We start from the raw sequence: 20,990 nt of genomic DNA, 5'->3' as shown, positions 1-20,990 counted from the left end.
GACTATTCCTCGCTGGCGACAAGCAACGGCGTCAGCGCATCCAACACTTGCTGCGGCTGAATATCGATCAAACTTTGGTGATACCCCTGTTCGGCATCGCCCTTACGCACCTTGTGGTAGCCGCTGATCAAGCGAATCACCCGCGCCTTGTCGGAGAGCGGCGGCGTGAAGTCGGGGCTGCTTGGGCCGTACAAGGCTATCAGCGGTTTGTTCAACGCTGCGGCAACGTGCATTAAACCGGAGTCGTTGCTGACCACCGCCCGGCAGGCCGCGATCAGGATCACCGCCTGCTCCAGCTGGGTTTTTCCGGCCAGATTAAGGCAGAAATCGCGCGCGTCGTCCTGCAACGCGGCGCGGATCTGTTCGCCGGCCTCATGGTCTTTTGCCGAACCGAACAGCGCGATTTGATAGCCGCTCTCGATCAGCCGTTGAGCCAGCGCCGCGTAGTGATAGTGCGGCCAGCGCTTGGCGGGGCCGAACTCCGCGCCTGGGCAGAAGCCGACGATCGGGCGGCTGTCGGTCAGGTTGAAAGCTGAGGTGGTTTCGGCGATCTCTTCGTCGCTCACCCGCAGCTGCGGCCACAGCAGCGGCTGCGGCAGATCGCCGGCGCGCTGAACGCGGCCTTTGTCATAGGCCAGCGCCACATAGCGCTGCACCATCAGCGGGAAAGCGGCCTTGTCGAGCACGCGCACGTCGTTCAGCAGGCCGTAGCGCATTTCGCCCCGCCAGCCGGTGCGTTGCGGGATATCGGCGAAGAAAGGCACCAGCGCGGATTTGAACGAGTTGGGCAGAACGTAAGCGCGATCGTAACGGTTGGCGCGCAGAGCGCGCCCCAGGCGGCGGCGTTCGCCGAGCCCCAGCGCGCCGTGGCCCAGCGGCATCGCCAGCGCCTGATTGACTTCCGGCATGCGCGCCAGCAACGGGCGGCACCAGGCCGGCGCCATCACATCGATCTCCGCCGACGGGTATTCGGCCTTCAGGGTGCGATAGAGACTTTGCGACATCATCATGTCGCCAACCCAAGAAGGGCCGATAACCAGTATTTTCATACCCAGCGTTAATTCCTTCAGCTTATGCGGTGCGGTTCAACCAGGCCATGTACTCTTTCACGCCTTCGGCGACCGTTTTGAACGGTGCGTCGTAGCCGGCAGCGCGCAGCTTGGTCAGATCGGCCTGGGTGTACGCCTGATAGCGGCCCTTCAGCTTCTCCGGGAACTCGATGTATTCCACCGCGCCTTGCTGATGGAAGTCCACCACCGCGTCAGCCACCGCCTGGAAGGTTTCCGCCCGGCCGGTGCCGCAGTTGAAGATGCCGGATTTGCCGGTTTCCCAGAACCACAGGTTGACCGCCGCCACGTCGCCGACGTAGATGAAGTCACGCTTGAAGTTTTCGCTGCCGGCGAACAGTTTCGGGTTTTCGCCGCGGTTGATCTGGGTGTTCAGGTGGAAGGCGACGCTGGCCATGCTGCCTTTGTGGCCTTCGCGCGGGCCGTAAACGTTGAAGTAGCGGAAGCCGCAGATCTGCGAGTCCGCTTCTGGCAGGATCTCACGCACGTACTGATCGAACAGGAATTTGGAATAGCCGTACACGTTGAGCGGCGCTTCATACTGACGCTCTTCGATAAACTCTTCGCGGCCGCCGTAAGTGGCGGCGGAGGAGGCATACAGGAACGGAATCTCGCGATCCAGGCAGTAGTGCAGCAGGTCTTTGGAGTACTGATAGTTGTTGTCCATCATGTACTTGCCGTCCCACTCGGTGGTCGCAGAGCAGGCGCCTTCGTGGAACACCGCTTCGATCTCGCCCAGATCGTCGCCGGCCACGATGCTGGCGATAAAGTCTTCTTTATCGATATAGTCGGCGATGTCCAGATCGACCAGGTTGACGAACTTGGTGCCGTCTTTCAGGTTGTCCACCACCAGGATATCGCGATATCCCTTGTCGTTCAGTGCCTTAATGATGTTGCTGCCGATCATGCCGGCGCCGCCAGTAACGATAATCATTGGGTTACCCCTGCTAAGCTGCCTGGTGGGGCACAATGCCCCACGCTCAATGGCGGTTATCATAGCATTTCATGCCGCGGCAAACAGCGGAAGGGCTCCGAATATCCCGCATTGCCATTGAAGTCCGCCGTTTGCCGTGATATCTGCTGCAATTTTAATATTCTCTCCCGCGCATTCTCGTCAGTTTGGTTACAAATCAGTAAAATATGCCGCAATTAGCCCAATCCTGGAGATAACCGAATGTCAGCGTCTTTTTATCAGCAGTTGGAACAACAGCTTGCCGCCACGCGCAGTGAAGGGCTGTTCAAGGAAGAACGCATCATTACCTCCGCGCAACAAGCGGACATCGCCGTCGCCGACGGCAGCCATGTGATCAACTTCTGCGCCAATAACTACCTGGGCCTGGCCAACCATCCGGCGCTGATCGCCGCCGCCAAATCGGGGATGGACAGCCACGGTTTCGGCATGGCGTCGGTGCGCTTCATCTGCGGCACCCAGGACAGCCACAAGCAGCTCGAACAGAAACTGGCGGCCTTTTTGGGCATGGAAGACGCGATCCTGTACTCCTCTTGCTTCGACGCCAACGGCGGGCTGTTCGAAACCCTGCTCGGTCCGGAAGACGCCATTATCTCCGATGCGTTGAACCATGCGTCGATCATCGACGGCGTGCGGCTGTGCAAGGCCAAGCGCTATCGCTACGCCAATAACGACATGGCCGAGCTGGCCGCGCAGCTGAAACAGGCCAAAGCCGACGGCGCGCGCCACATTCTGATCGCCACCGACGGCGTGTTCTCGATGGACGGCGTGATCGCCAACCTGAAAGGGGTTTGCGATCTGGCGGACGAGTATCAGGCGCTGGTGATGGTGGATGACTCCCACGCGGTGGGCTTTGTCGGCGCCAACGGGCGCGGCACCCATGAATACTGCGAAGTGATGGGCCGCGTCGATATCATTACCGGTACGTTAGGCAAGGCGCTGGGCGGCGCGTCCGGCGGCTACACCGCCGCCAAGAAAGAAGTGGTGGAGTGGCTGCGCCAGCGTTCGCGCCCGTACCTGTTCTCCAACTCGCTGGCGCCGGCGATCGTCGCCGCGTCGATCAAAGTGCTGGAACTGTTGGAAGAGGGCGATGCGCTGCGCGATCGCCTGTGGGCCAACGCGCGTCTGTTCCGCGAAAAAATGACCGCCGCCGGCTTCACCCTGGCCGGCGCCGATCACGCCATCATCCCGGTCATGCTGGGGGAGGCGAAGCTGGCGCAGGAATTCGCCAATGCGTTGCTCAAGGAAGGCATCTATGTGACCGGTTTCTTCTATCCGGTGGTGCCGAAAGGCCAGGCGCGCATCCGCACCCAGATGTCCGCCGACCACACCCCGGAGCAAATCGAACGCGCAGTGGCGGCGTTTACACGTATCGGTAAGGATCTTGGCGTTATTGCATAAGGTAAAACCATGAAAGCACTGTCAAAACTGAAAGCGGAAGAAGGGATTTGGATGACCGACGTGCCTCAGCCGGAGCTGGGCCACAACGACATCATGATCAAAATCCGCAAAACCGCGATCTGCGGCACCGATGTGCATATCTACAACTGGGACGAGTGGTCGCAAAAAACCATTCCGGTTCCGATGGTGGTCGGCCATGAATACGTGGGCGAAGTGGTGGCGATCGGTCAGGAAGTCAAAGGCTTCAGCATCGGCGATCGCGTGTCCGGCGAAGGCCACATCACCTGCGGCCACTGCCGCAACTGCCGCGGCGGCCGCACGCACCTGTGCCGCAACACCATCGGCGTGGGCGTGAACCGTCCGGGCAGCTTCGCGGAATATCTGGTGATCCCGGCGTTCAATGCCTTCAAGATCCCGGATAACATCTCCGACGAACTGGCTTCGATCTTCGATCCGTTCGGCAACGCGGTGCATACCGCGCTGTCGTTCGATCTGGTCGGGGAAGACGTGCTGGTGTCCGGCGCCGGCCCGATCGGCATCATGGCGGCGGCGGTGTGCAAACACGTCGGCGCCCGTCATGTGGTGATCACCGACGTTAACGAATACCGTCTGGAACTGGCGCGCAAGATGGGCGTGACCCGCGCGGTGAACGTCAGCAAGGAAAACCTCAACGACGTGATGGCCGAGCTGGGCATGACCGAAGGATTCGACGTCGGTCTGGAAATGTCCGGCGCGCCGCCGGCGTTCCGCACGCTGCTGAACGCCATGAACCACGGCGGGCGCATCGCCATGCTGGGCATTCCGCCTTCGGATATGTCGATCGACTGGAACCAGGTGATTTTCAAAGGGCTGTTTATCAAAGGGATTTACGGCCGCGAAATGTTTGAGACCTGGTACAAGATGGCGGCGCTGATCCAGTCCGGTCTGGATTTGACCCCGATCATCACCCACCGTTTCTCGATCGACGAGTTCCAGCAGGGCTTCGACGCCATGCGCTCCGGCAAGTCGGGCAAAGTGGTGCTGAGCTGGGATTGATCTCGGCAGGCGTGAAAAGGGCCGGAATTCCGGCCCTTTTTTTATGCTTGCGGTTTGGTTTGCGTCCAGTGCTGCCAATGACGCTTGATGAAGGTCACCGGCGGCGAGGTGGCAATGCTGTCGGCGATAACGCCCAGCGCGGTGCCGGCGTTGGTTTTTTCCTTCGGCGGTTTGACCTTGCACTGTTTGATGCCGCCGCTGAACGGGTTCTTCGGCTGCGGTTTTTGCGGTTTGACCGGCGGCGGGACGTAGCTGCCGCCACCGTTGCCCTGCGGTTCGTTCAGCAGCGCGCTCGGTTTGACCAGCACGATATCGGCGGGCAGCGACGGCAGCATCTGCTGCAGCACTTTCACCGTTGCCGGGCGCGGGTGGCCGATGGCGATGGCGGAACCGTTGCGCCGCGCCAGTTCAACCGCGCGGTTGAACTGACGGCGGATATCGGCTTCGTTCGCGGTATCGTCGAGGAACACCTTGCGTTTGATCACCTTCACGCCGGTGCCGGCCGCGGCGCGGGTCGCCTGGCTGTTGCCGATGGTCATGCTGTCGAGGAAGTACAGACGGTAGCTTTCGAGCGCTTGCATCACTTTCTGCATGCCCGGCAGGCTGGAGGTCATGGCGCTGCCCATGTGGTTGTTCATGCCGACCGCGTAAGGCACGTTGTTCACCGCGTTGCGGATGATGCGCTGGATCTCGTCGCTGCTCATGGCGGGCTGCAGGGTATCGCGCTCCAGCGGCTGCTTGCTGAGCGGGGCCATCGGCATGTGGATCAGCACTTCGCGGCCCTGGCTGTGGGCGCGGGTGGCCATCAGGCGGGCGTGCGGCGCGTTGGGCAAGACTGCGACCGAGATCGCCGTCGGCATTTGCAGCACCGCATTTTCTTCGTGGGGGCGGTAGCCCACGTCATCGATGACGATGGAGAGTTTTCCTGCCTGCGCAGCGTAAGCCTGCAGCAGACAGCCCATTAACAGAGCTGTACGGGTTTTGACATAGCGCAAATCTATCTTCCCAACCACGGCAGTGGGTTAACCGCCTGTCCCTGACGACGGATTTCGAAATAGAGCGACGGCGTTCCCTGGCCGCCGCTGGTGCCGACCAGAGCGATCGGCTGGCCGGCGCGCACCTGCGCCCCGACGTTGACCAACGCGCTTTGGTTATAGCCGTACACGCTCATGTCACCTTTACCGTGTTCGACCACCACCATCAGGCCATAGCCTTGCAGCCAGTCGGCCAGCAGCACGCGGCCATCGGCGACGGCTTTCACTTCGCTGCCTTCGCGGGCTTCGATCACCATGCCTTTCCAGCGTAGCTCGCCCTGCTGCTGCTCGCCAAAGCCGTGCAGCGTGCGGCCGCGCACCGGCCACATCAGCTGGCCGGCCGGACGGCCGAGGCCGCCGGTTCGCGCCATCAGCGAGCGATCGGCTTCGCTAGGTTTGTAGGTGGTGCCGGTTTTCTTCGCCTGCTGTTCCTTGATGCGCACCTGTTCGCGCACCTTGGCCGCTTCACGCGCTTCGCGTTCGGCGCGCGCACGGGCTTCGCGCTCCGCCCGGGCGATCTTGTCGCGCATGCGGGCTTCGTTTTGGCGCAGTTCCACCAGGCGTTGTTGGTCTTTTTCCAGCGAGGCTTCCAGCGCGGTCAGCGTTTTCTTGCGGGCGCCGCGCGCCTGCTCCAGCTTCTGCTGCTGCGTCTGTTGTTCGCTCAGTAAGGATTTTTGCTGGCCCTGTTTGGCCACCAGCGTGGTTTTTTGCTTCGCCAGCTCGGCGCGGGTCTGTTTCAGCTCTTCGATGGTTTTCTGGCGCGCTTCGTTCAGATAACCGAAATAGGCCAGAATACGTTCGCTGCGCTGGCTTTCTTCACCGCTGAGGATCAGCTGCACGGCGCTGTGCTGCCCTTGCCGGAAGGCGGCGTCAAGCTGTTTGGCGAGGAGGTTTTGCTGGGTCGATTGCTGCTTTTGCAGCTTGGCGATCGAGGCGTTCAGGCCGGAAATGTCCTTGCCCAACTGGGTGAGCGTGCCCTGGGTGTCGCGCAACTGGCGGCTGGCCTGGGCGATGGTTTTTTCCTGCTGCCGCAGCTGATCCTGCAGCGAGCTGCGCTGCTGTTGCTGCTGCTTCACCGCTTTTTCTTTCTCGGCGATGCTCTGCTGAATGTCTTTCAGCTGGGATTTATTGTCTTCCGCCGCCTGGCCGGCGAGCGGCAACAGCAATACGCCAGCGCAAAATACGCTGGCGCACATGGCGGTGAACGTCCTTGGCGCGGTGCGTTCAGGCAGCGGCCGGCTGCCTGCGTTTGCGCTTCGGGTTACCCTTGATAGTGCAAAAAACGCCTTCTCCCTCATGGAGAAGGATTATTCCACGATGAACAGCGGCTTACCAGTCATCTCTTGCGGGATTTCCATTCCCATGAGCGTTAACAGGGTTGGCGCGATGTCCGAAAGCTTGCCGCCTTCGACCGCCTGCGCCGGTTTGCCGACGTAAATCAGCGGCACCGGCAGGCTGGTGTGGGAGGTATGCGCCTGGCCGGTGGCCGGATCGCGCATCTGCTCGGCGTTGCCGTGATCGGCGGTGATCAGCAACTGACCGTCGACGTCGCGCACCGCGTCAACCACTTGGGCGATGCAGGCGTCCAGCGTTTCCACCGCTTTGACCGCCGCTTCATACACGCCGGTATGCCCCACCATGTCGCCGTTCGGGTAGTTGCAGATAATGGCGTCGTATTTGCCGCTGCGGATGGCGGTCAACAGTTTGTCGGTCAGCTCGGCGGCGCTCATCTCAGGCTGCAGATCGTAGGTGGCGACCTTCGGCGAATTGACCAGCACGCGGTCTTCCCCTTTGAACGGCGCTTCCACGCCGCCGTTATAGAAGAAGGTGACGTGGGCGTATTTTTCGGTTTCCGAGATGCGCAGCTGGGTTTTGTCGTGCTTCATCAGCCATTCGCCGAAGGTGTTGGCCAGCGACGCCGGCGGATAGGCGCAGGCGGTGTCGATGTCGGCGGCGTACTCGGTCAGCATCACGAAATCGCCGAACTGCACCTGTTTGGCGCGTGGGAAACCGTCGAAATCCGCGTTCACGAAGGCGCGGGTGATCTGGCGCGCGCGGTCAGCGCGGAAGTTCATGAAGATCAACGCATCGCCGTCCTGCATCGCGGCATCGGCCTCGCCGGCGGCGCGAATGACGGTCGGTTTGACGAACTCGTCGTTTTCACCGCGCTGGTAGGCGGCCTGCAAACCGGCTACCGCATCGTCGGCCACGTAGTCGCCTTTGGCCGCGGTCAGCAGGTCATAGGCCAGCTGCACGCGATCCCAACGGTTGTCGCGATCCATGGCGTAGTAGCGCCCAATGAGTGAAGCGATGCGCCCGACGCCCAGCGTGGCGAAGGCCTCGCGGCAGCGCTGCAACGGGGCTTCGGCGCTGCGCGGCGGCGTGTCGCGTCCGTCGAGGAAGGCATGCAGATAGACGGCTTTGGCGCCGCGCCGGGCGGCCAGTTTAATCATGGCCAGGATGTGCTCGTCGTGGCTGTGCACGCCGCCCGGCGACAGCAGGCCCATGATATGCACCGCTTTGCCGGCCGCCACGGCCTTATCGACGGCGGCGGTCAGGACCGGATTGGCGAAGAAGTCGCCGTCGGCGATCGCTTTGTCCAGCCGGGTCAGATCCTGGTATACGATGCGCCCGGCGCCCAGGTTGACGTGGCCGACTTCGGAGTTGCCCATTTGGCCGTCGGGCAGGCCGACATCCAGTCCTGAAGCGGCGATCAGCGTATGCGGCTGCTCCCGCCACAGGCGATCCATCACCGGGGTGCCGGCGTTCAGGATCGCGTTGTCCTGCCGCTCTTCACGGTGGCCGTAACCGTCCAGGATCACCAGTACCATCGGTTTTTTGTTGCTCGACATTGCATTGACCTCTTATGAACTTTTTAAGCTGCGAATAGCCATGCGCCCGCCGGAAGCATGGCTGTTCGCCCTCGAAAAACCGGCTGATTTTACACCGCCACCGGCGATAAATAGCCCAAAGAGATCAAGGTTGCGGCGAATCGCGCGGGCTTTTATGCTCTGACCTCGGGAATTTCTCAGCGCAGCCCGCAGTTTCTACAATCGCGCTTGCTTATTGGCTGTATTTGCCGCACTCGGCAGGTATACTCTGGAACCTTGACTTATTTATCCCTTAACTGACGGGAGTTGTTACACCCCATGCTGCAAGAAATTATGCCATTCGTAAGCAGACACCCTATTCTGAGCCTGGCTTGGATCGCTCTGCTGGTCGCCGTGATCGTCATGACCTTCAAAAGCCGTTTCTCCAAGGTCAAAGAGATCGCTCGCGGTGAAGCTATCCGCCTGATCAACAAAGAAGATGCCGTGGTGGTTGACACCCGCAGCCGCGACGATTTTCGCCGTGGTCACCTGGCCAGCGCCATCAACCTGACCGCCAGCGAAATCAAAAGCGGCAGCCTGGGCGAGCTGGAAAAACACAAAGCGCAGCCGATCATCGTCGTGTGCGCCAACGGCACCGCCTCCCGCGAACCGGCGGAGAACCTGAGCAAGGCCGGTTTTGAAAAGGTGACGATGCTGAAAGACGGCATCGCCGGCTGGAGCGGAGAAAACCTGCCGCTGGTGCGCGGCAAGTAACCGTTAAACCTATTTGAGGTGGCAATCCATGGCTAACATTGATATCTACACCAAAGCGACTTGCCCGTTCTGCCATCGCGCCAAGGCGCTGTTGAACAGCAAGGGCGCGGCGTTTAACGAGATCGCCATCGACGGCGATAGCGCTAAGCGCGAAGTGATGATCGAGCGCAGCGGGCGCACCACCGTGCCGCAGATTTTCATCGACGGCCGGCATATCGGCGGCTGTGATGATTTATATGAACTCGATGCTCGCGGCGGCCTGGATCCGCTGCTTTAAGCAGCTTGCCGGTTCACCGAGTGTCAATAAGGACGTTTAACCAAGGGTATTACTCACATGTCAGAACAAAACAGCACTGAAATGGCTTTCCAGATCCAACGTATTTATACCAAGGACATCTCCTTCGAAGCGCCGAACGCGCCGCAGGTTTTCCAGCAGGAATGGCAGCCGGAAGTTAAACTTGATCTGGATACCGCGTCCAGCCAACTGGCTGACGAAGTGTATGAAGTGGTACTGCGCGTAACCGTGACGGCGACCCTGGGCGAAGAGACGGCGTTCCTGTGCGAAGTGCAACAGGCGGGCATCTTCTCGGTAGCAGGCATCGAAGGCACGCAGCTGGCGCATTGCCTGGGCGCATACTGCCCGAACATCCTGTTCCCGTATGCGCGCGAGTGCATCACCAGCCTGGTTTCCCGCGGCACATTCCCGCAGCTGAACCTGGCACCGGTCAACTTTGACGCGCTGTTCATGAACTATCTGCAGCAGCAGGCGGAAGGCGAAGGTGCCGCACCACATCAGGATGCCTGATGAACACCGTCAATGCTTCAATGACTGTCATCGGTGCCGGCTCGTACGGCACCGCATTGGCCATCACGCTGGCGCGTAACGGCCACACCGTGGTGTTGTGGGGGCATAACCCCGCGCAAATTCAAACGTTGCAGCGCGATCGCTGCAATCAGGCGTTTCTGCCCGACGTTCCTTTCCCCGATACCCTGCTGCTTGAAGCCGATTTGGCGCGTGCGCTGGCTGCCAGCCGCGACGTGCTGGTGGTGGTGCCGAGCCATGTGTTCGGCGACGTGTTGCGCCAGCTGAAGCCGCATCTGCGCCCTGACGCCCGCATCGTGTGGGCCACCAAGGGGCTGGAGGCCGAAACCGGCCGGTTGCTGCAGGACGTGGCGCGTGAGGCATTGGGCGAGGCGATCCCGCTGGCGGTGCTCTCCGGGCCGACGTTCGCCAAAGAGCTGGCCGCCGGCCTGCCGACGGCGATTGCGCTGGCGGCGACCGATGCGCAGTTCGCCGACGATCTGCAACAGCTGCTGCACTGCGGCAAGAGCTTCCGCGTCTACAGCAATCCCGACTTCATCGGCGTTCAGCTTGGCGGCGCGGTGAAGAACGTGATCGCCATCGGCGCCGGCATGTCTGACGGCATCGGTTTCGGCGCCAACGCCCGCACCGCGTTGATTACGCGCGGGCTGGCGGAAATGAGCCGTCTGGGTTCTGCGCTGGGCGCCGACCCTTCGACGTTCATGGGCATGGCGGGGCTGGGGGATCTGGTGCTAACCTGCACGGACAACCAGTCGCGCAACCGCCGCTTCGGCATTATGCTGGGGCAGGGCAAAGGCGTGCAGGAAGCGCAGGACAGCATCGGTCAGGTGGTCGAGGGCTATCGCAATACCAAAGAGGTGTTGGCGTTGGCGCAGCGGCACGGCGTGGAAATGCCGATCACCGAACAGATCTATCAGGTGCTTTACTGCAACAAGGACGCCCGCGAAGCGGCGCTGAGCCTGCTGGGGCGAGCCCGAAAGGACGAAAAGCCCAGCGCGTGACATAAAACGATATGTCGGGGCAGCGGAATGCTGACCCCGCAAATGACCTGGGCCGCTCCGCGCCACCGTGTGAAGCGGCCCGTTTGGCAAGGCAAAGGGGTATGTGATGTCGTCAGAAGAGTTGGAACAGGTCTGGAACAGCATTAAATCAGAAGCGCGAGCACTGGCTGATTGTGAACCGATGCTGGCCAGCTTTTTCCATGCGACGTTGCTCAAGCATGAGAACCTGGGCAGCGCGCTCAGCTATATGTTGGCCAACAAGCTGGCGACGCCGATCATGCCCGCCATCGCGGTGCGCGAGGTGGTGGAAGAGGCCTACAAGTCCGACAATCAGATGATCGTTTCGGCGGCGCGCGATATTCTCGCGGTGCGGCTGCGCGACCCGGCGGTCGATAAATACTCCACGCCGCTGCTTTACCTGAAAGGGTTTCACGCGCTGCAGGCTTACCGCATCGGCCACTGGCTGTGGCAGCAAGGGCGGCAAGCGCTGGCGATCTACCTGCAAAATCAAATTTCCGTCGCCTTCGGCGTAGACATCCACCCGGCGGCGACCATCGGCTGCGGCATCATGCTCGACCACGCCACCGGCATCGTGATTGGTGAAACGGCGGTGGTGGAAAACAACGTTTCTATTCTGCAGTCGGTCACCCTGGGCGGTACCGGTAAAACCAGCGGCGACCGTCACCCGAAAATTCGCGAAGGGGTGATGATTGGCGCCGGCGCCAAAATTCTCGGCAATATCGAAGTGGGCAAGGGCGCCAAGATTGGCGCAGGCTCGGTGGTCTTGCAGGCGGTGCCGCCGCACACCACCGCCGCCGGCGTACCGGCGCGCATCGTCGGGCGCCCGGAGAGCGATACGCCGTCGATGGATATGGATCAATACTTCAACGGCACCAACCACGGATTCGAGTACGGCGACGGCATCTAAGCCGTGCCTGCGGATCCATTCAGGTGGAGCTTCGGCTCCCCCTGTGTTTTTCAAGCGGCGGTCAGCCCTGTTTCGGGAACTGGGTGATATCGGTAACGATATCGTCGATCGCCGCCTTGACGTCATCCGCCGTGACCGGCGTGCTGTCGTTGTTGACGGTTTTACCGTAGGCCTTGCGCACCACTTCCATCACCGTTTTACCGGTATCCTGGTCGATCAACTCGCCTTCGATATACAGCGCGGTATTTTGCGTCCGGTGCCCGGTAGCCGCCATGGTGCTGGCAACCACCGCAGCAACCGGCACCACCTCATAGAACTTCATGTCTTCGTTTTCGGCCGAAACGGCGGTGATGGCGAGTTTGGCCACCAGCACGCGCGAGCCCGCCGGGCTTGGCAGAATGGTAAAGCGGTTCTGCAGCGCGGTTTTGATCCGCTGGGTCGCGTAGGCCTTAATCTTGTTCAACGTGTCCTGGCTGACGCGCGCCGTGGGTTTCTCCGCCGGGAAATAGACCACCGGTTGGAAATAGATGCCGCGATAGTTGGATTCCTTGTAACTCGGATCTACCCAGCGCAGCGTTTTATGACCGCTGGGCGAGGTGGTTTCCTGCAGTTTGCTGTAATCGGACAAGAAGCCCGAATATTGCGACGTTTGGGTGACTTTGGACGAACAGCCCGCCAGCAACAGGCCCGCTGCCAGAACGGCCATGGCAACGCTCAAGCGTTGTTTTTTCATGTGGTTTCCTATGATGAGTGGTGATTACCCTTACAAAACATAGCGCATTATCTGCGGCGTAGCGGGCATTTTCGGGGCCGGGCGTGCCCTGTCGCGGCCTTTTTTCAGGATCGTGATGCGCCGCCGGTTTTTGTCGCCAGCGCCGGTGATAAGGCGGCGAGTGAGGCATCCGCTCTGGCCAGCGTCAGGCGTAGCTCAGCTTGCCACTGTGGCAACAATGGCCAGAGATCCGCCTGATGTTCGGCTTGCAGGCACCAAACCTCCCGGTCGTGCCAATCACCGAGGGCATTTTGCGCCGCTTTCAGGCTCGTCATCGCGGCGGGAGAAAGGGGAAGGCGTTGCGGGTAGGCTTCGGCCGCGTAACGCAGGCGTTTAACCAGCAGCCGAAGACGGTGGCGATCGTAGCCGGTATCAGCCAATGCCCGGCGCAATTGCCGCTGCTGGCGCTGCAGGCGTCGGTTCACACGGTGTTTGGCGGCGCGTTGCGCGGTGCGGCGAAAGCGGTGCGGCCAGGCGTGCAATAGCGAAGGGAAGCTGATGAGCTGCGGGTTGGCGAGCAGTTGGCGGCAGCGGGCCTGAAAATCGCTCTGGCGCACGTTGGCCTGCCAATCCAGATGATGGTGCGCCAGTTCGGCGATCAGCACCTCGAGATCGCGCAGCGGCGTCGTGAGCCTGCCCAACTGGGCGGCGGCCCGATCGAGCCGCGTTGCGCCGGGGCAACCGTGCAACGGGCGCAGCAGGCTGCGGATACGGCGCAGACTGACGCGCAAATCGTGCAGCGCTTCGCTGTCCGGCGCCTGTTGCAGCCGCTGTAGCGCCTCGTTCAGCGCCGACTCGAGCCGGCGAAGCGGGGTGACAATATCCTCGACGAAAGCCATGTGCCGTTCCTGGAGAGAGCATCGCAACGATGCCTCCTTCAGTATGGCGCGTCGTTGCGGATTACGCCTTGATCAGCGCGCCGGCATAGTCCAGCTGCCGCCAGGCTTCATAAACCACCACCGCGACGGCATTCGACAGGTTCATGCTGCGGCTTTGCGCCTGCATCGGGATGCGGATTTTTTGCTGCGCGGGCAGCGCATCGAGGATGTCGGCGGGCAACCCGCGCGTTTCCGGGCCGAACAGCAGGTAGTCGCCGGCCTGATAGCTGACGGCGCTGTGCGCCGGCGTGCCTTTGGTCGTGAGAGCAAACAGCCGTTGCGGATCCTCGGCGGCGAGAAAAGCGGCGTAGTCGGCATGACGGTGGACGCGGGTGAACTCATGGTAATCCAGCCCGGCGCGGCGCAGACGCTTGTCGTCCCACGGAAAACCCAGCGGTTCGATCAGATGCAGATTAAAGCCGGTATTGGCGCACAGGCGAATGATATTGCCGGTATTGGGTGGAATTTCGGGTTCAAATAAAACGATGTTCAGCATGTTGCAGGCCCCTCGTGAACGAGGGGCGCAGGATAGCAAACTCTTACTGTTCTGTCTTAGACGATAGGCGTTGATGATGCAGCGGCAGCCACAGCACCAGCCGCAGACCGCCAAGCGGGCTGTCTTCGGCCTTCACCCAGCCGCGATGCTGATTGACCGCCGCCTCGACGATCGCCAGGCCAAGGCCGGTGCCGCCGGACTCACGGTCGCGCGCCTCATCGGTGCGGTAGAACGGGCGGAAAATCTGCTCGCGATCTTCGGCGCTGACGCCGGGGCCGTCGTCGTCAACCTGGATGGTCACGCCCTGATTGTCGGCGCTGAACGCCACGGCGATGCGGGTGTGCGAATAACGCAGGGCGTTGCGCACGATGTTTTCCAACGCGCTGTCCAGCGCGCTCGCGTTGCCGAACAGCGTCCACGGACCGGGCGGCGCAGCGATCTCCAGCTGCTTGCCCATCTGTTCCGCTTCGAAACGGGCGTTGTCCAGCACGTCGGCCCACAGTTCGTTGGCCTTCAGCTGCTCGCGCGCCAGCTCGCCCTTCTGCTGCCCGCGCGACAGCGCCAGCAGATCGTTGATCATCGAATCCAGCCGCTGTGCTTCGGTTTCGATGCGCGCCAGTTCGTGGCCTTCGCCGTGGCGGCGGCGCATCAGCGCGGTGGCCAACTGCAGGCGAGTCAGCGGCGTGCGCAGCTCGTGCGAGATGTCCGAGATCAGCCGCTGCTGCGCGTTCATCATGCGCTCCAGCGCGCTGACCATTTGGTTGAAGCTGGCGCCGGTAGCCAGGAACTCCTGCGGACCGGCCTCCAGCTCCGGATGCTGCTTCAGGTTGCCGCGCGCCACGTCATCGGCGGCGTTCTTCAGCTTGCGCGCCGGCTTCGCCAGGCTCCAGGCCAGCCACAGCAGCAGCGGGGCGCTGATCAGCATGGTGACGATCAGCAGCAGCAGCGGCCGGTCGAACATCAGGTTGATGAAATCGGATTGCGGGCTGTTGGCGGGACGGATCAGGTACAGCTGGTAGTTGTCTTCGCCGTCGCGCACCGCGAACGGCCCGACCAGCTCGACGCGGCCGTATTTTTTCTTCTTCGGATGATCCGAGTTATCGGATTGGCCGATGAAGTTGCGGACGATCTGCATTTCGTTGCGCTGCGCGCCGATCACCCGGCCTTCGCTGGTGACCAGCAGCAGGCGTTGGCCCGGCGGCGCCCATTTGTCGATGGCGCGGAACAGGCGGCGCCACCACATCAGATCGTTGGCCGGATCGTTTTGCAGCTCGGCCTCGACGTGCTGTTCCAGCATCAACCCCTGCCGCTGCTCGCTGTCGAGCAGCGAGGTCATTTGGCGGGAGTCGAGCTTGGGCACCATCAGCACCAGCATTAGCACCAGGGCTAACGTAAACCAGAAAATGGCGAAGATGCGTGCCGTCAAACTGTTGATCATGTTGCAGATACCATCAAATAACCACGCCCGCGCAGGGTTTTGAACCACGGATGCCCGTCTTTGCGATCCGGCAGCTTACGCCGCAGGTTGGAGATGTGCATGTCGATGGCGCGATCGAACGGAGTCAGGCGTTTGCCCAGCACTTCCTGGCTCAGCAGTTCGCGCGACACCACCTGGCCGAGATGCTGCGCCAGCAGATACAGCAGGGTGAACTCGGTGCCGGTCAGATCCAGCACCTGGCCGTCGAAGCTGGCCTCCTGGCGGCCGGGGTTCAGCTGCAGGCCATCGACATCCAGCGTCGGGGCGCCGCTGTCGACCTGTTGCTGCTGTTCGCTCCAGTTGGAACGGCGCAGAATGGCGCGGATGCGCGCGACCAGCTCGCGATCGTTGAAGGGTTTCGGCAGGTAATCATCGGCGCCCAGCTCCAGGCCCAGCACGCGGTCCAGCTCGCTGCCGCGCGCGGTCAGCATGATGACCGGCGTTTGGTGATGTTGGCGCAGTTCTTTCAGCGTATCGATGCCGTTTTTCTTCGGCATCATGATGTCGAGCAGCAGCAGATCGACGGAGCTGTCCAGCAGCGACAACGCCTGCTCGCCATCGTGCGCGACGACGATATTAAAACCTTCCATTTCAAGCAGTTCTTTTAACAGCGAGGTCAACTCGCGGTCGTCGTCAACTAACAGAATCTTGTTCATTAGGATTTACCTCCAGACGCAAAATACGTCATCAACTGTTGCCATTCCATGACTTTACGTAGTTTTACATGCACTGACGCAGGTTTTCAGGTGTGGCGGTACACTGCTCCTCGTTGATTCGCAAAGTGAGAAAGCTTGAGGAGTTGAAATGCGTAAGGTGACCGCATTAGTTATGGCATCACTGCTGGCAATTGGTTCGACCGCTGCCTTCGCTGCCGACACTATACCGGACACAGCCCAACCTCCCGGCAACGACGCGATGACCCGAATACCCGGCCAGCACCATATGTTCGACGGTGTCAGCCTCAGCGAACAGCAGCGCCAGCAAATGCGCGATTTGATGCGCCAGGCCCGGCACGATCTGCCTGGTGTCAATGTAGCTGAAATGGAAGCCATGCATAAACTGGTGACCGCAGAGAAATTTGACGAAGCCGCCGTGTACGCCCAGGCGGAAAAGATGGCCCAACAGCAGGTCAAGCGCCAGGTCGAAATGGCCCGGGTGCGCAACCAAATGTATAACCTGCTGACGCCAGAGCAAAAAAGTGTTTTAGACCAGAAACATCAGCAGCGCATGCAGCAGATGGAGCAACAAATTTCTGGTTTGCAGCAAGCTTCTGCCCAGAAGTGAAGTACGACTGAGTAGTCCCCTGTTTTTCCTTGCCATAGACACCATCCCTGTCTTCCCCGCCATGATGGCGGGGTTTTTTTTATCCGACATTTCGCTATATTGAGCGCCACACCTTTTGGCCGGGGCCCCTTATGGAACAGCGCTATGCTCGCCTGGTAAAGTCCGCCGCGTTGGCCGCAACCGCGCTGGCGTCGTCGCTGCTGTTGATTAAAATCGTCGCCTGGTACCACACCGGTTCGGTCAGCCTGTTGGCGGCGCTGGTGGATTCGTTGGTCGATATCGCCGCCTCGCTGACCAACCTTCTGGTGGTGCGCTATTCGCTGCAGCCGGCCGATGCCGAGCACACCTTCGGCCACGGCAAAGCGGAATCGCTGGCGGCGCTGGCGCAAAGCATGTTTATTTCCGGCTCCGCCCTGTTTTTGTTCCTCACCGGCTTCCAGCACCTGTATGCGCCGCAAACGCTGCGCGATCCCGGCGTCGGGGTCGTGGTGACGGTGATCGCGTTGGTCAGCACGCTGATTCTGGTCACCTATCAACGCTGGGTGGTCAGAAAAACGCGCAGTCAGGCCGTACGCGCAGATATGCTGCATTATCAGTCAGATGTCATGATGAATGGTGCTATTCTTATCGCTCTTGGGCTAAGCTGGTACGGCTTCCAACGGGCGGATGCGTTGTTCGCGCTGGGCATCGGCGTTTACATCCTCTATAGCGCGTTGCGCATGGGCTATGAAGCGGTGCAGTCGCTGTTGGATCGGGCGTTGCCGGATGACGAGCGCCAGGCGATTATCGCCGTGGTTTCCTCCTGGCCCGGCGTGAAAGGCGCACACGATCTGCGCACGCGTCAGTCGGGGCCGACGCGTTTCATCCAGCTGCATCTGGAGATGGAGGACACGCTGCCGCTGCGCGAGGCGCACCGGTTGGCCGATCAGGTGGAACAAGCCCTGCGGCAACGTTTTGCGGGGGCGGACGTCATCATTCACCTGGATCCGTGCTCCGTGGTGCCGCCGGGTAGGCAGGGGCATTGGGAGCTATAATCATATAGAGGCATAGCGCAACGTATTATCATGAATATCTGAGTTAGCTCAGCGTGCCATGCGGTGTTTTAACCGTTATATTGCGTGACTTGAATCAATTCAGCTGGGTGTTTTTGATATAATATCCAGCAATAAGCCGTAAAGCTGGTTTTCTGCAGCCGGAGAGGTTTCAAGACGATCGGCGGAGACAGAATTCTTAAGAAATTGCATCTACACAGTTCAGAGGTAGTCATGATCAAGAAAATCGGTGTACTGACGAGCGGCGGTGATTCGCCGGGTATGAACGCTGCAATCCGCGGCGTTGTGCGTTCTGCGCTTTCAGAAGGTCTGGAAGTTTTTGGTATTTACGATGGCTACCTTGGCTTGTACGAAGATCGCATGGAGCAGTTGGACCGCTATAGCGTGTCCGACATGATCAATCGCGGCGGCACCTTCCTCGGCTCTGCCCGCTTCCCGGAATTCAGGGATGAAAACGTGCGCGCCAAGGCGATTGAAAACCTGAAGAATCGCGGTATCGACGCGCTGGTGGTGATCGGCGGCGACGGTTCCTACATGGGCGCCAAACGCCTGACGGAAGAAGGCTTCCCGTGCATCGGCCTGCCAGGCACCATCGATAACGATGTCGCCGGTACCGACTACACCATCGGTTACTTCACCGCGCTGGAAACCGTGGTGGAAGCGATCGACCGCCTGCGCGATACCTCCTCGTCGCACCAGCGCATTTCTATCGTGGAAGTGATGGGCCGTTACTGCGGCGATCTGACACTGGCGGCGGCGATTGCCGGCGGCTGCGAATTCATCGTGCTGCCTGAAATCGAATTCAATCGCGAAGATCTGGTGTGCGAAATCAAGGCCGGTATCGCCAAGGGCAAAAAGCACGCCATCGTGGCGATCACCGAGCACATCTGCGATATCGATGAGCTGGCGCGCCACATCGAACAGGAAACCAAGCGTGAAACCCGCGCTACCGTGCTGGGCCACATTCAACGCGGCGGTTCACCGGTCGCCTATGACCGCATCCTGGCCTCGCGCATGGGCGCCTACGCCATCGAACTGCTGCTGCAGGGTTACGGCGGCCGCTGCGTCGGTATCCAGAACGAAAAGATGGTGCATCACGACATCATCGACGCGATCGAAAACATGAAGCGTCCGTTCAAGGGCGACTGGCTGGAAACGGCGAAAAAGCTGTACTGATTCGCCGCTCACCGCGCGCTGAAAGCCTCCGCTTGCGGGGGCTTTTTTATGCTCACCGGCGACATATTCCAGAATAATCTAGCCCAAAATTTTTTATTCTTTAATTGCCGGGAAAGTTTCTGGCAGGCTCTGATGCTAAATCAACCGATTGAGGTTGCGTTAATTTTCTGGGAGAGCCTGTCGATGCGTAAATGGGGTGTTGGTCTGACATTGGTGCTGTTGGCGTCCGGCGCCATGGCGAAGGATATTCAGTTGCTGAACGTGTCATACGATCCGACGCGTGAGTTCTATCAGGCTTACAACACGGCATTCAGCAAGCACTACCAGGCGGAAACCGGCGACAAGGTGACGGTGCGTCAGTCGCACGGCGGCTCCGGCAAACAGGCGACTTCGGTGATCAACGGCATCGAGGCCGACGTGGTGACGCTGGCGTTGGCCTATGACGTTGACGCTATCGCCGAACGCGGGCGCATTGAGAAAGACTGGATAAAACGCCTGCCGGACAACTCGGCGCCTTACACGTCGACCATCGTCTTCCTGGTGCGCAAAGGCAACCCGAAACAAATTCATGACTGGCCTGACTTGATCAAGCCGGGCGTGTCGGTGATCACCCCGAATCCGAAAACCTCCGGCGGCGCCCGCTGGAACTACCTCGCCGCCTGGGGCTACGCGTTGCATCACAACAACAATGATAAGGCCAAGGCGCAGGCGTTCGTCAAAGACCTGTACAAGAACGTAGAAGTGCTGGATTCCGGCGCGCGCGGCTCGACCAACACCTTCGTTGAGCGCGGCATCGGCGACGTGCTGATCGCCTGGGAAAACGAAGCGCTGCTGGCGGAGAAAGAGCTGGGCAAAGACAAGTTCGAGATAATCACCCCGAGCGAATCGATTCTGGCCGAACCGACGGTGTCGGTGGTGGATAAGGTGGTCGATAAACGCGGCACCCGCGACGTGGCGACCGCCTACCTGAAGTATCTGTATTCGCCGGAAGGGCAGACTATCGCGGCGCAGCACTATTATCGCCCGCGCGATGCGGCGGTGGCGGCCAAGTTCGCCGGCCAGTTCCCGCAGCTGAAGCTGTTCACCGTGGATGACACCTTCGGCGGTTGGACCGAAGCGCAGAAGGTGCATTTCGCCACCGGCGGCGTCTTCGACGAGATAAGCAAACGCTGATCCCGTTCGAGCGGCAATAAAAAACCCCGGCAAGCCGGGGTTTTTTTATGACAAGCCTAAGACAATCAGGCTTTTTTCGCTGCGGCAGCGGCCTTGACGATCACGGCGAAAGCGTCGGCTTTCAGCGAGGCGCCGCCCACCAGCGCGCCGTCGATGTCCGGCTGGGAGAACAGCTCTGCGGCGTTCTTGTCGTTCACCGAACCGCCGTACTGGATGATGATTTCAGCGGCGACCGCGGCATCGTGTTTGGCGATGTGATCGCGGATAAATTTGTGCACGGCCTGCGCTTGCGCAGGGGTGGCGGATTTGCCGGTACCGATGGCCCAGACCGGCTCATAGGCGATCACGGTGCCTTTCATCGCCGGTGCGCCCAGCGTTTTCAGTACGGCGTCGATCTGGCGCGCGCACACTTCTTCGGTTTTTCCCGCTGCGTTTTCTGCTTCGGTTTCACCGATGCACAGCACCGGAATCAGACCGGCTTCTTTCAGCACGGCGAATTTCTCGGCGATCACTTCGTCGCTTTCTTTGTGGTAGGTGCGACGCTCGGAGTGGCCGATGATGATGTACTGAGCACCGACGTCTTTCAGCATGTTGGCGGAAACTTCACCGGTGAAGGCGCCGGACAGGTTAACGTCCACGTTCTGCGCGCCCAGCGCGATGCGGCTGCCGGCCAGCGCGTGCTTGGCCTGATCCAGATACATCACCGGCGGGGCGATGGCGACGCCACAGCCGTCAACGCTGCTCAGCTCATTGCGCAGACCGGCGATCAGTTCGTTGACCATGTGGGTGCTGCCGTTAAGCTTCCAGTTACCCATAACTAATGGATGACGCATGTTTTT

General features: G+C 60.6%; 22 protein-coding genes. 11 read left to right on the top strand and 11 right to left on the bottom strand.

What is annotated here, in order from left to right; genetic code table 11:
• Positions 1–2: 2 nt before the first annotated feature.
• Both rfaF and rfaD read right to left on the bottom strand, forming a co-directional pair.
• Complete coding sequence (gene rfaF, locus ACMGG9_RS23105) at positions 3–1,049, bottom strand: ADP-heptose--LPS heptosyltransferase RfaF (protein WP_099784775.1); 1,047 nt, start codon at positions 1,047–1,049, stop codon at positions 3–5.
• A 22-nt stretch (positions 1,050–1,071) separates the two neighbouring features.
• A complete protein-coding gene (gene rfaD / locus ACMGG9_RS23100) occupies positions 1,072–2,001 on the bottom strand; it encodes an ADP-glyceromanno-heptose 6-epimerase (protein ID WP_033645196.1) in 930 nt (309 codons plus the stop codon).
• A 240-nt stretch (positions 2,002–2,241) separates the two neighbouring features.
• Between rfaD and kbl the strand changes: the two genes are divergently transcribed.
• Positions 2,242–3,438: a glycine C-acetyltransferase gene (gene kbl / locus ACMGG9_RS23095; RefSeq protein ID WP_033645197.1), complete on the top strand. Its 1,197-nt coding sequence runs from the start codon at positions 2,242–2,244 to the stop codon at positions 3,436–3,438.
• A gap of 9 nt (positions 3,439–3,447) precedes the next feature.
• Positions 3,448–4,473, top strand: coding sequence for an L-threonine 3-dehydrogenase (gene tdh / locus ACMGG9_RS23090; RefSeq protein WP_033645198.1), 1,026 nt, complete (start codon positions 3,448–3,450; stop codon positions 4,471–4,473).
• A gap of 41 nt (positions 4,474–4,514) precedes the next feature.
• Here the strand turns inward: tdh and ACMGG9_RS23085 are convergent, their stop codons facing one another.
• From ACMGG9_RS23085 to gpmM, 3 genes are read right to left on the bottom strand one after another with little or no spacing between them, the layout of a single operon-like run.
• On the bottom strand, positions 4,515–5,468 hold the full coding sequence (locus ACMGG9_RS23085) for a divergent polysaccharide deacetylase family protein (RefSeq protein ID WP_047025852.1): 954 nt from the start codon (positions 5,466–5,468) through the stop codon (positions 4,515–4,517).
• Positions 5,469–5,470: 2 nt separating this feature from the next.
• A complete protein-coding gene (gene envC / locus ACMGG9_RS23080) occupies positions 5,471–6,805 on the bottom strand; it encodes a murein hydrolase activator EnvC (RefSeq protein ID WP_028128084.1) in 1,335 nt (444 codons plus the stop codon).
• 9 nt (positions 6,806–6,814) lie between these two features.
• Positions 6,815–8,359, bottom strand: coding sequence for a 2,3-bisphosphoglycerate-independent phosphoglycerate mutase (gpmM, locus tag ACMGG9_RS23075; RefSeq protein ID WP_414161747.1), 1,545 nt, complete (start codon positions 8,357–8,359; stop codon positions 6,815–6,817).
• A gap of 297 nt (positions 8,360–8,656) precedes the next feature.
• Between gpmM and ACMGG9_RS23070 the strand changes: the two genes are divergently transcribed.
• The 5 genes from ACMGG9_RS23070 to cysE all read left to right on the top strand — a co-directional run bounded on the left by ACMGG9_RS23070 (position 8,657) and on the right by cysE (position 11,843).
• Positions 8,657–9,091, top strand: coding sequence for a rhodanese-like domain-containing protein (locus ACMGG9_RS23070; protein ID WP_033645201.1), 435 nt, complete (start codon positions 8,657–8,659; stop codon positions 9,089–9,091).
• A 28-nt stretch (positions 9,092–9,119) separates the two neighbouring features.
• The gene (grxC, locus tag ACMGG9_RS23065; RefSeq protein ID WP_019452217.1) at positions 9,120–9,368 is read left to right on the top strand and encodes a glutaredoxin 3; all 249 of its coding nucleotides are present in this window, start codon (positions 9,120–9,122) and stop codon (positions 9,366–9,368) included.
• 57 nt (positions 9,369–9,425) lie between these two features.
• Complete coding sequence (gene secB, locus ACMGG9_RS23060) at positions 9,426–9,896, top strand: protein-export chaperone SecB (protein WP_004931139.1); 471 nt, start codon at positions 9,426–9,428, stop codon at positions 9,894–9,896.
• Entirely contained in the window at positions 9,896–10,915 is a 1,020-nt protein-coding gene (gene gpsA / locus ACMGG9_RS23055; RefSeq protein WP_033652244.1) for an NAD(P)H-dependent glycerol-3-phosphate dehydrogenase, read from the top strand. Before secB ends, gpsA begins: the two co-directional genes overlap by 1 nt.
• Positions 10,916–11,021: 106 nt before the next feature.
• The gene (gene cysE, locus ACMGG9_RS23050; RefSeq protein WP_025304676.1) at positions 11,022–11,843 is read left to right on the top strand and encodes a serine O-acetyltransferase; all 822 of its coding nucleotides are present in this window, start codon (positions 11,022–11,024) and stop codon (positions 11,841–11,843) included.
• 61 nt (positions 11,844–11,904) lie between these two features.
• Here the strand turns inward: cysE and ACMGG9_RS23045 are convergent, their stop codons facing one another.
• The 5 genes from ACMGG9_RS23045 to cpxR all read right to left on the bottom strand — a co-directional run bounded on the left by ACMGG9_RS23045 (position 11,905) and on the right by cpxR (position 16,122).
• Positions 11,905–12,576 (bottom strand): DUF3313 domain-containing protein, encoded by a 672-nt coding sequence (locus ACMGG9_RS23045; RefSeq protein WP_033645203.1) that lies wholly within the window; start codon positions 12,574–12,576, stop codon positions 11,905–11,907.
• A 104-nt stretch (positions 12,577–12,680) separates the two neighbouring features.
• A complete protein-coding gene (locus tag ACMGG9_RS23040; RefSeq protein ID WP_414161746.1) occupies positions 12,681–13,454 on the bottom strand; it encodes a CHAD domain-containing protein in 774 nt (257 codons plus the stop codon).
• A 61-nt stretch (positions 13,455–13,515) separates the two neighbouring features.
• Positions 13,516–13,989: a tRNA (uridine(34)/cytosine(34)/5-carboxymethylaminomethyluridine(34)-2'-O)-methyltransferase TrmL gene (trmL, locus tag ACMGG9_RS23035; RefSeq protein ID WP_033645205.1), complete on the bottom strand. Its 474-nt coding sequence runs from the start codon at positions 13,987–13,989 to the stop codon at positions 13,516–13,518.
• 43 nt (positions 13,990–14,032) lie between these two features.
• Positions 14,033–15,427 carry an envelope stress sensor histidine kinase CpxA gene (cpxA, locus tag ACMGG9_RS23030; protein WP_015379421.1) on the bottom strand — a complete coding sequence of 465 codons (1,395 nt, stop codon included), beginning with the start codon at positions 15,425–15,427 and terminating at the stop codon, positions 14,033–14,035.
• Positions 15,424–16,122, bottom strand: coding sequence for an envelope stress response regulator transcription factor CpxR (cpxR, locus tag ACMGG9_RS23025; RefSeq protein WP_004931124.1), 699 nt, complete (start codon positions 16,120–16,122; stop codon positions 15,424–15,426). The genes cpxA and cpxR overlap by 4 nt, the downstream gene beginning before the upstream one ends.
• Before the next feature lie 148 nt (positions 16,123–16,270).
• Here cpxR and cpxP point away from each other — a divergent pair, with 148 nt between their 5' ends.
• The 4 genes from cpxP (at position 16,271) to ACMGG9_RS23005 (ending at position 20,151) form a co-directional block, all read left to right on the top strand.
• On the top strand, positions 16,271–16,750 hold the full coding sequence (gene cpxP / locus ACMGG9_RS23020) for a cell-envelope stress modulator CpxP (RefSeq protein WP_004931122.1): 480 nt from the start codon (positions 16,271–16,273) through the stop codon (positions 16,748–16,750).
• Between the two features lie 131 nt (positions 16,751–16,881).
• Positions 16,882–17,784, top strand: coding sequence for a CDF family cation-efflux transporter FieF (gene fieF / locus ACMGG9_RS23015; RefSeq protein ID WP_033631333.1), 903 nt, complete (start codon positions 16,882–16,884; stop codon positions 17,782–17,784).
• 231 nt (positions 17,785–18,015) lie between these two features.
• Complete coding sequence (gene pfkA / locus ACMGG9_RS23010) at positions 18,016–18,978, top strand: 6-phosphofructokinase (protein ID WP_004931116.1); 963 nt, start codon at positions 18,016–18,018, stop codon at positions 18,976–18,978.
• A 183-nt stretch (positions 18,979–19,161) separates the two neighbouring features.
• Positions 19,162–20,151, top strand: a complete 990-nt coding sequence (locus ACMGG9_RS23005; RefSeq protein WP_033645235.1) for a sulfate ABC transporter substrate-binding protein — start codon at positions 19,162–19,164, stop codon at positions 20,149–20,151.
• Between the two features lie 65 nt (positions 20,152–20,216).
• On the opposite strand, the gene tpiA is transcribed toward ACMGG9_RS23005, so the two are convergent.
• Positions 20,217–20,984 carry a triose-phosphate isomerase gene (tpiA, locus tag ACMGG9_RS23000; protein ID WP_004931113.1) on the bottom strand — a complete coding sequence of 256 codons (768 nt, stop codon included), beginning with the start codon at positions 20,982–20,984 and terminating at the stop codon, positions 20,217–20,219.
• Positions 20,985–20,990: the final 6 nt, after the last annotated feature.

The organism is Serratia sp. BNK-10 (genome assembly GCF_047456065.1).
GTDB classification, from domain to species: Bacteria; Pseudomonadota; Gammaproteobacteria; order Enterobacterales; family Enterobacteriaceae; genus Serratia; species Serratia ureilytica.
This window is presented reverse-complemented; position numbering and strand designations above follow the sequence as displayed.

Bases quoted from the DNA above. Each gene is read 5' to 3' on its own strand.
- rfaF (WP_099784775.1), bottom strand. From the start codon at position 1,049: ATGAAAATACTGGTTATCGGCCCTTCTTGGGTTGGCGACATGATGATG.
- rfaD (WP_033645196.1), bottom strand. From the start codon at position 2,001: ATGATTATCGTTACTGGCGGCGCCGGCATGATCGGCAGCAACATCATT.
- kbl (WP_033645197.1), top strand. From the start codon at position 2,242: ATGTCAGCGTCTTTTTATCAGCAGTTGGAACAACAGCTTGCCGCCACG.
- tdh (WP_033645198.1), top strand. From the start codon at position 3,448: ATGAAAGCACTGTCAAAACTGAAAGCGGAAGAAGGGATTTGGATGACC.
- envC (WP_028128084.1), bottom strand. From the start codon at position 6,805: ATGAGGGAGAAGGCGTTTTTTGCACTATCAAGGGTAACCCGAAGCGCA.
- gpmM (WP_414161747.1), bottom strand. From the start codon at position 8,359: ATGTCGAGCAACAAAAAACCGATGGTACTGGTGATCCTGGACGGTTAC.
- ACMGG9_RS23070 (WP_033645201.1), top strand. From the start codon at position 8,657: ATGCTGCAAGAAATTATGCCATTCGTAAGCAGACACCCTATTCTGAGC.
- grxC (WP_019452217.1), top strand. From the start codon at position 9,120: ATGGCTAACATTGATATCTACACCAAAGCGACTTGCCCGTTCTGCCAT.
- secB (WP_004931139.1), top strand. From the start codon at position 9,426: ATGTCAGAACAAAACAGCACTGAAATGGCTTTCCAGATCCAACGTATT.
- gpsA (WP_033652244.1), top strand. From the start codon at position 9,896: ATGAACACCGTCAATGCTTCAATGACTGTCATCGGTGCCGGCTCGTAC.
- cysE (WP_025304676.1), top strand. From the start codon at position 11,022: ATGTCGTCAGAAGAGTTGGAACAGGTCTGGAACAGCATTAAATCAGAA.
- ACMGG9_RS23045 (WP_033645203.1), bottom strand. From the start codon at position 12,576: ATGAAAAAACAACGCTTGAGCGTTGCCATGGCCGTTCTGGCAGCGGGC.
- ACMGG9_RS23040 (WP_414161746.1), bottom strand. From the start codon at position 13,454: ATGGCTTTCGTCGAGGATATTGTCACCCCGCTTCGCCGGCTCGAGTCG.
- trmL (WP_033645205.1), bottom strand. From the start codon at position 13,989: ATGCTGAACATCGTTTTATTTGAACCCGAAATTCCACCCAATACCGGC.
- cpxA (WP_015379421.1), bottom strand. From the start codon at position 15,427: ATGATCAACAGTTTGACGGCACGCATCTTCGCCATTTTCTGGTTTACG.
- cpxR (WP_004931124.1), bottom strand. From the start codon at position 16,122: ATGAACAAGATTCTGTTAGTTGACGACGACCGCGAGTTGACCTCGCTG.
- cpxP (WP_004931122.1), top strand. From the start codon at position 16,271: ATGCGTAAGGTGACCGCATTAGTTATGGCATCACTGCTGGCAATTGGT.
- fieF (WP_033631333.1), top strand. From the start codon at position 16,882: ATGGAACAGCGCTATGCTCGCCTGGTAAAGTCCGCCGCGTTGGCCGCA.
- pfkA (WP_004931116.1), top strand. From the start codon at position 18,016: ATGATCAAGAAAATCGGTGTACTGACGAGCGGCGGTGATTCGCCGGGT.
- ACMGG9_RS23005 (WP_033645235.1), top strand. From the start codon at position 19,162: ATGCGTAAATGGGGTGTTGGTCTGACATTGGTGCTGTTGGCGTCCGGC.
- tpiA (WP_004931113.1), bottom strand. From the start codon at position 20,984: ATGCGTCATCCATTAGTTATGGGTAACTGGAAGCTTAACGGCAGCACC.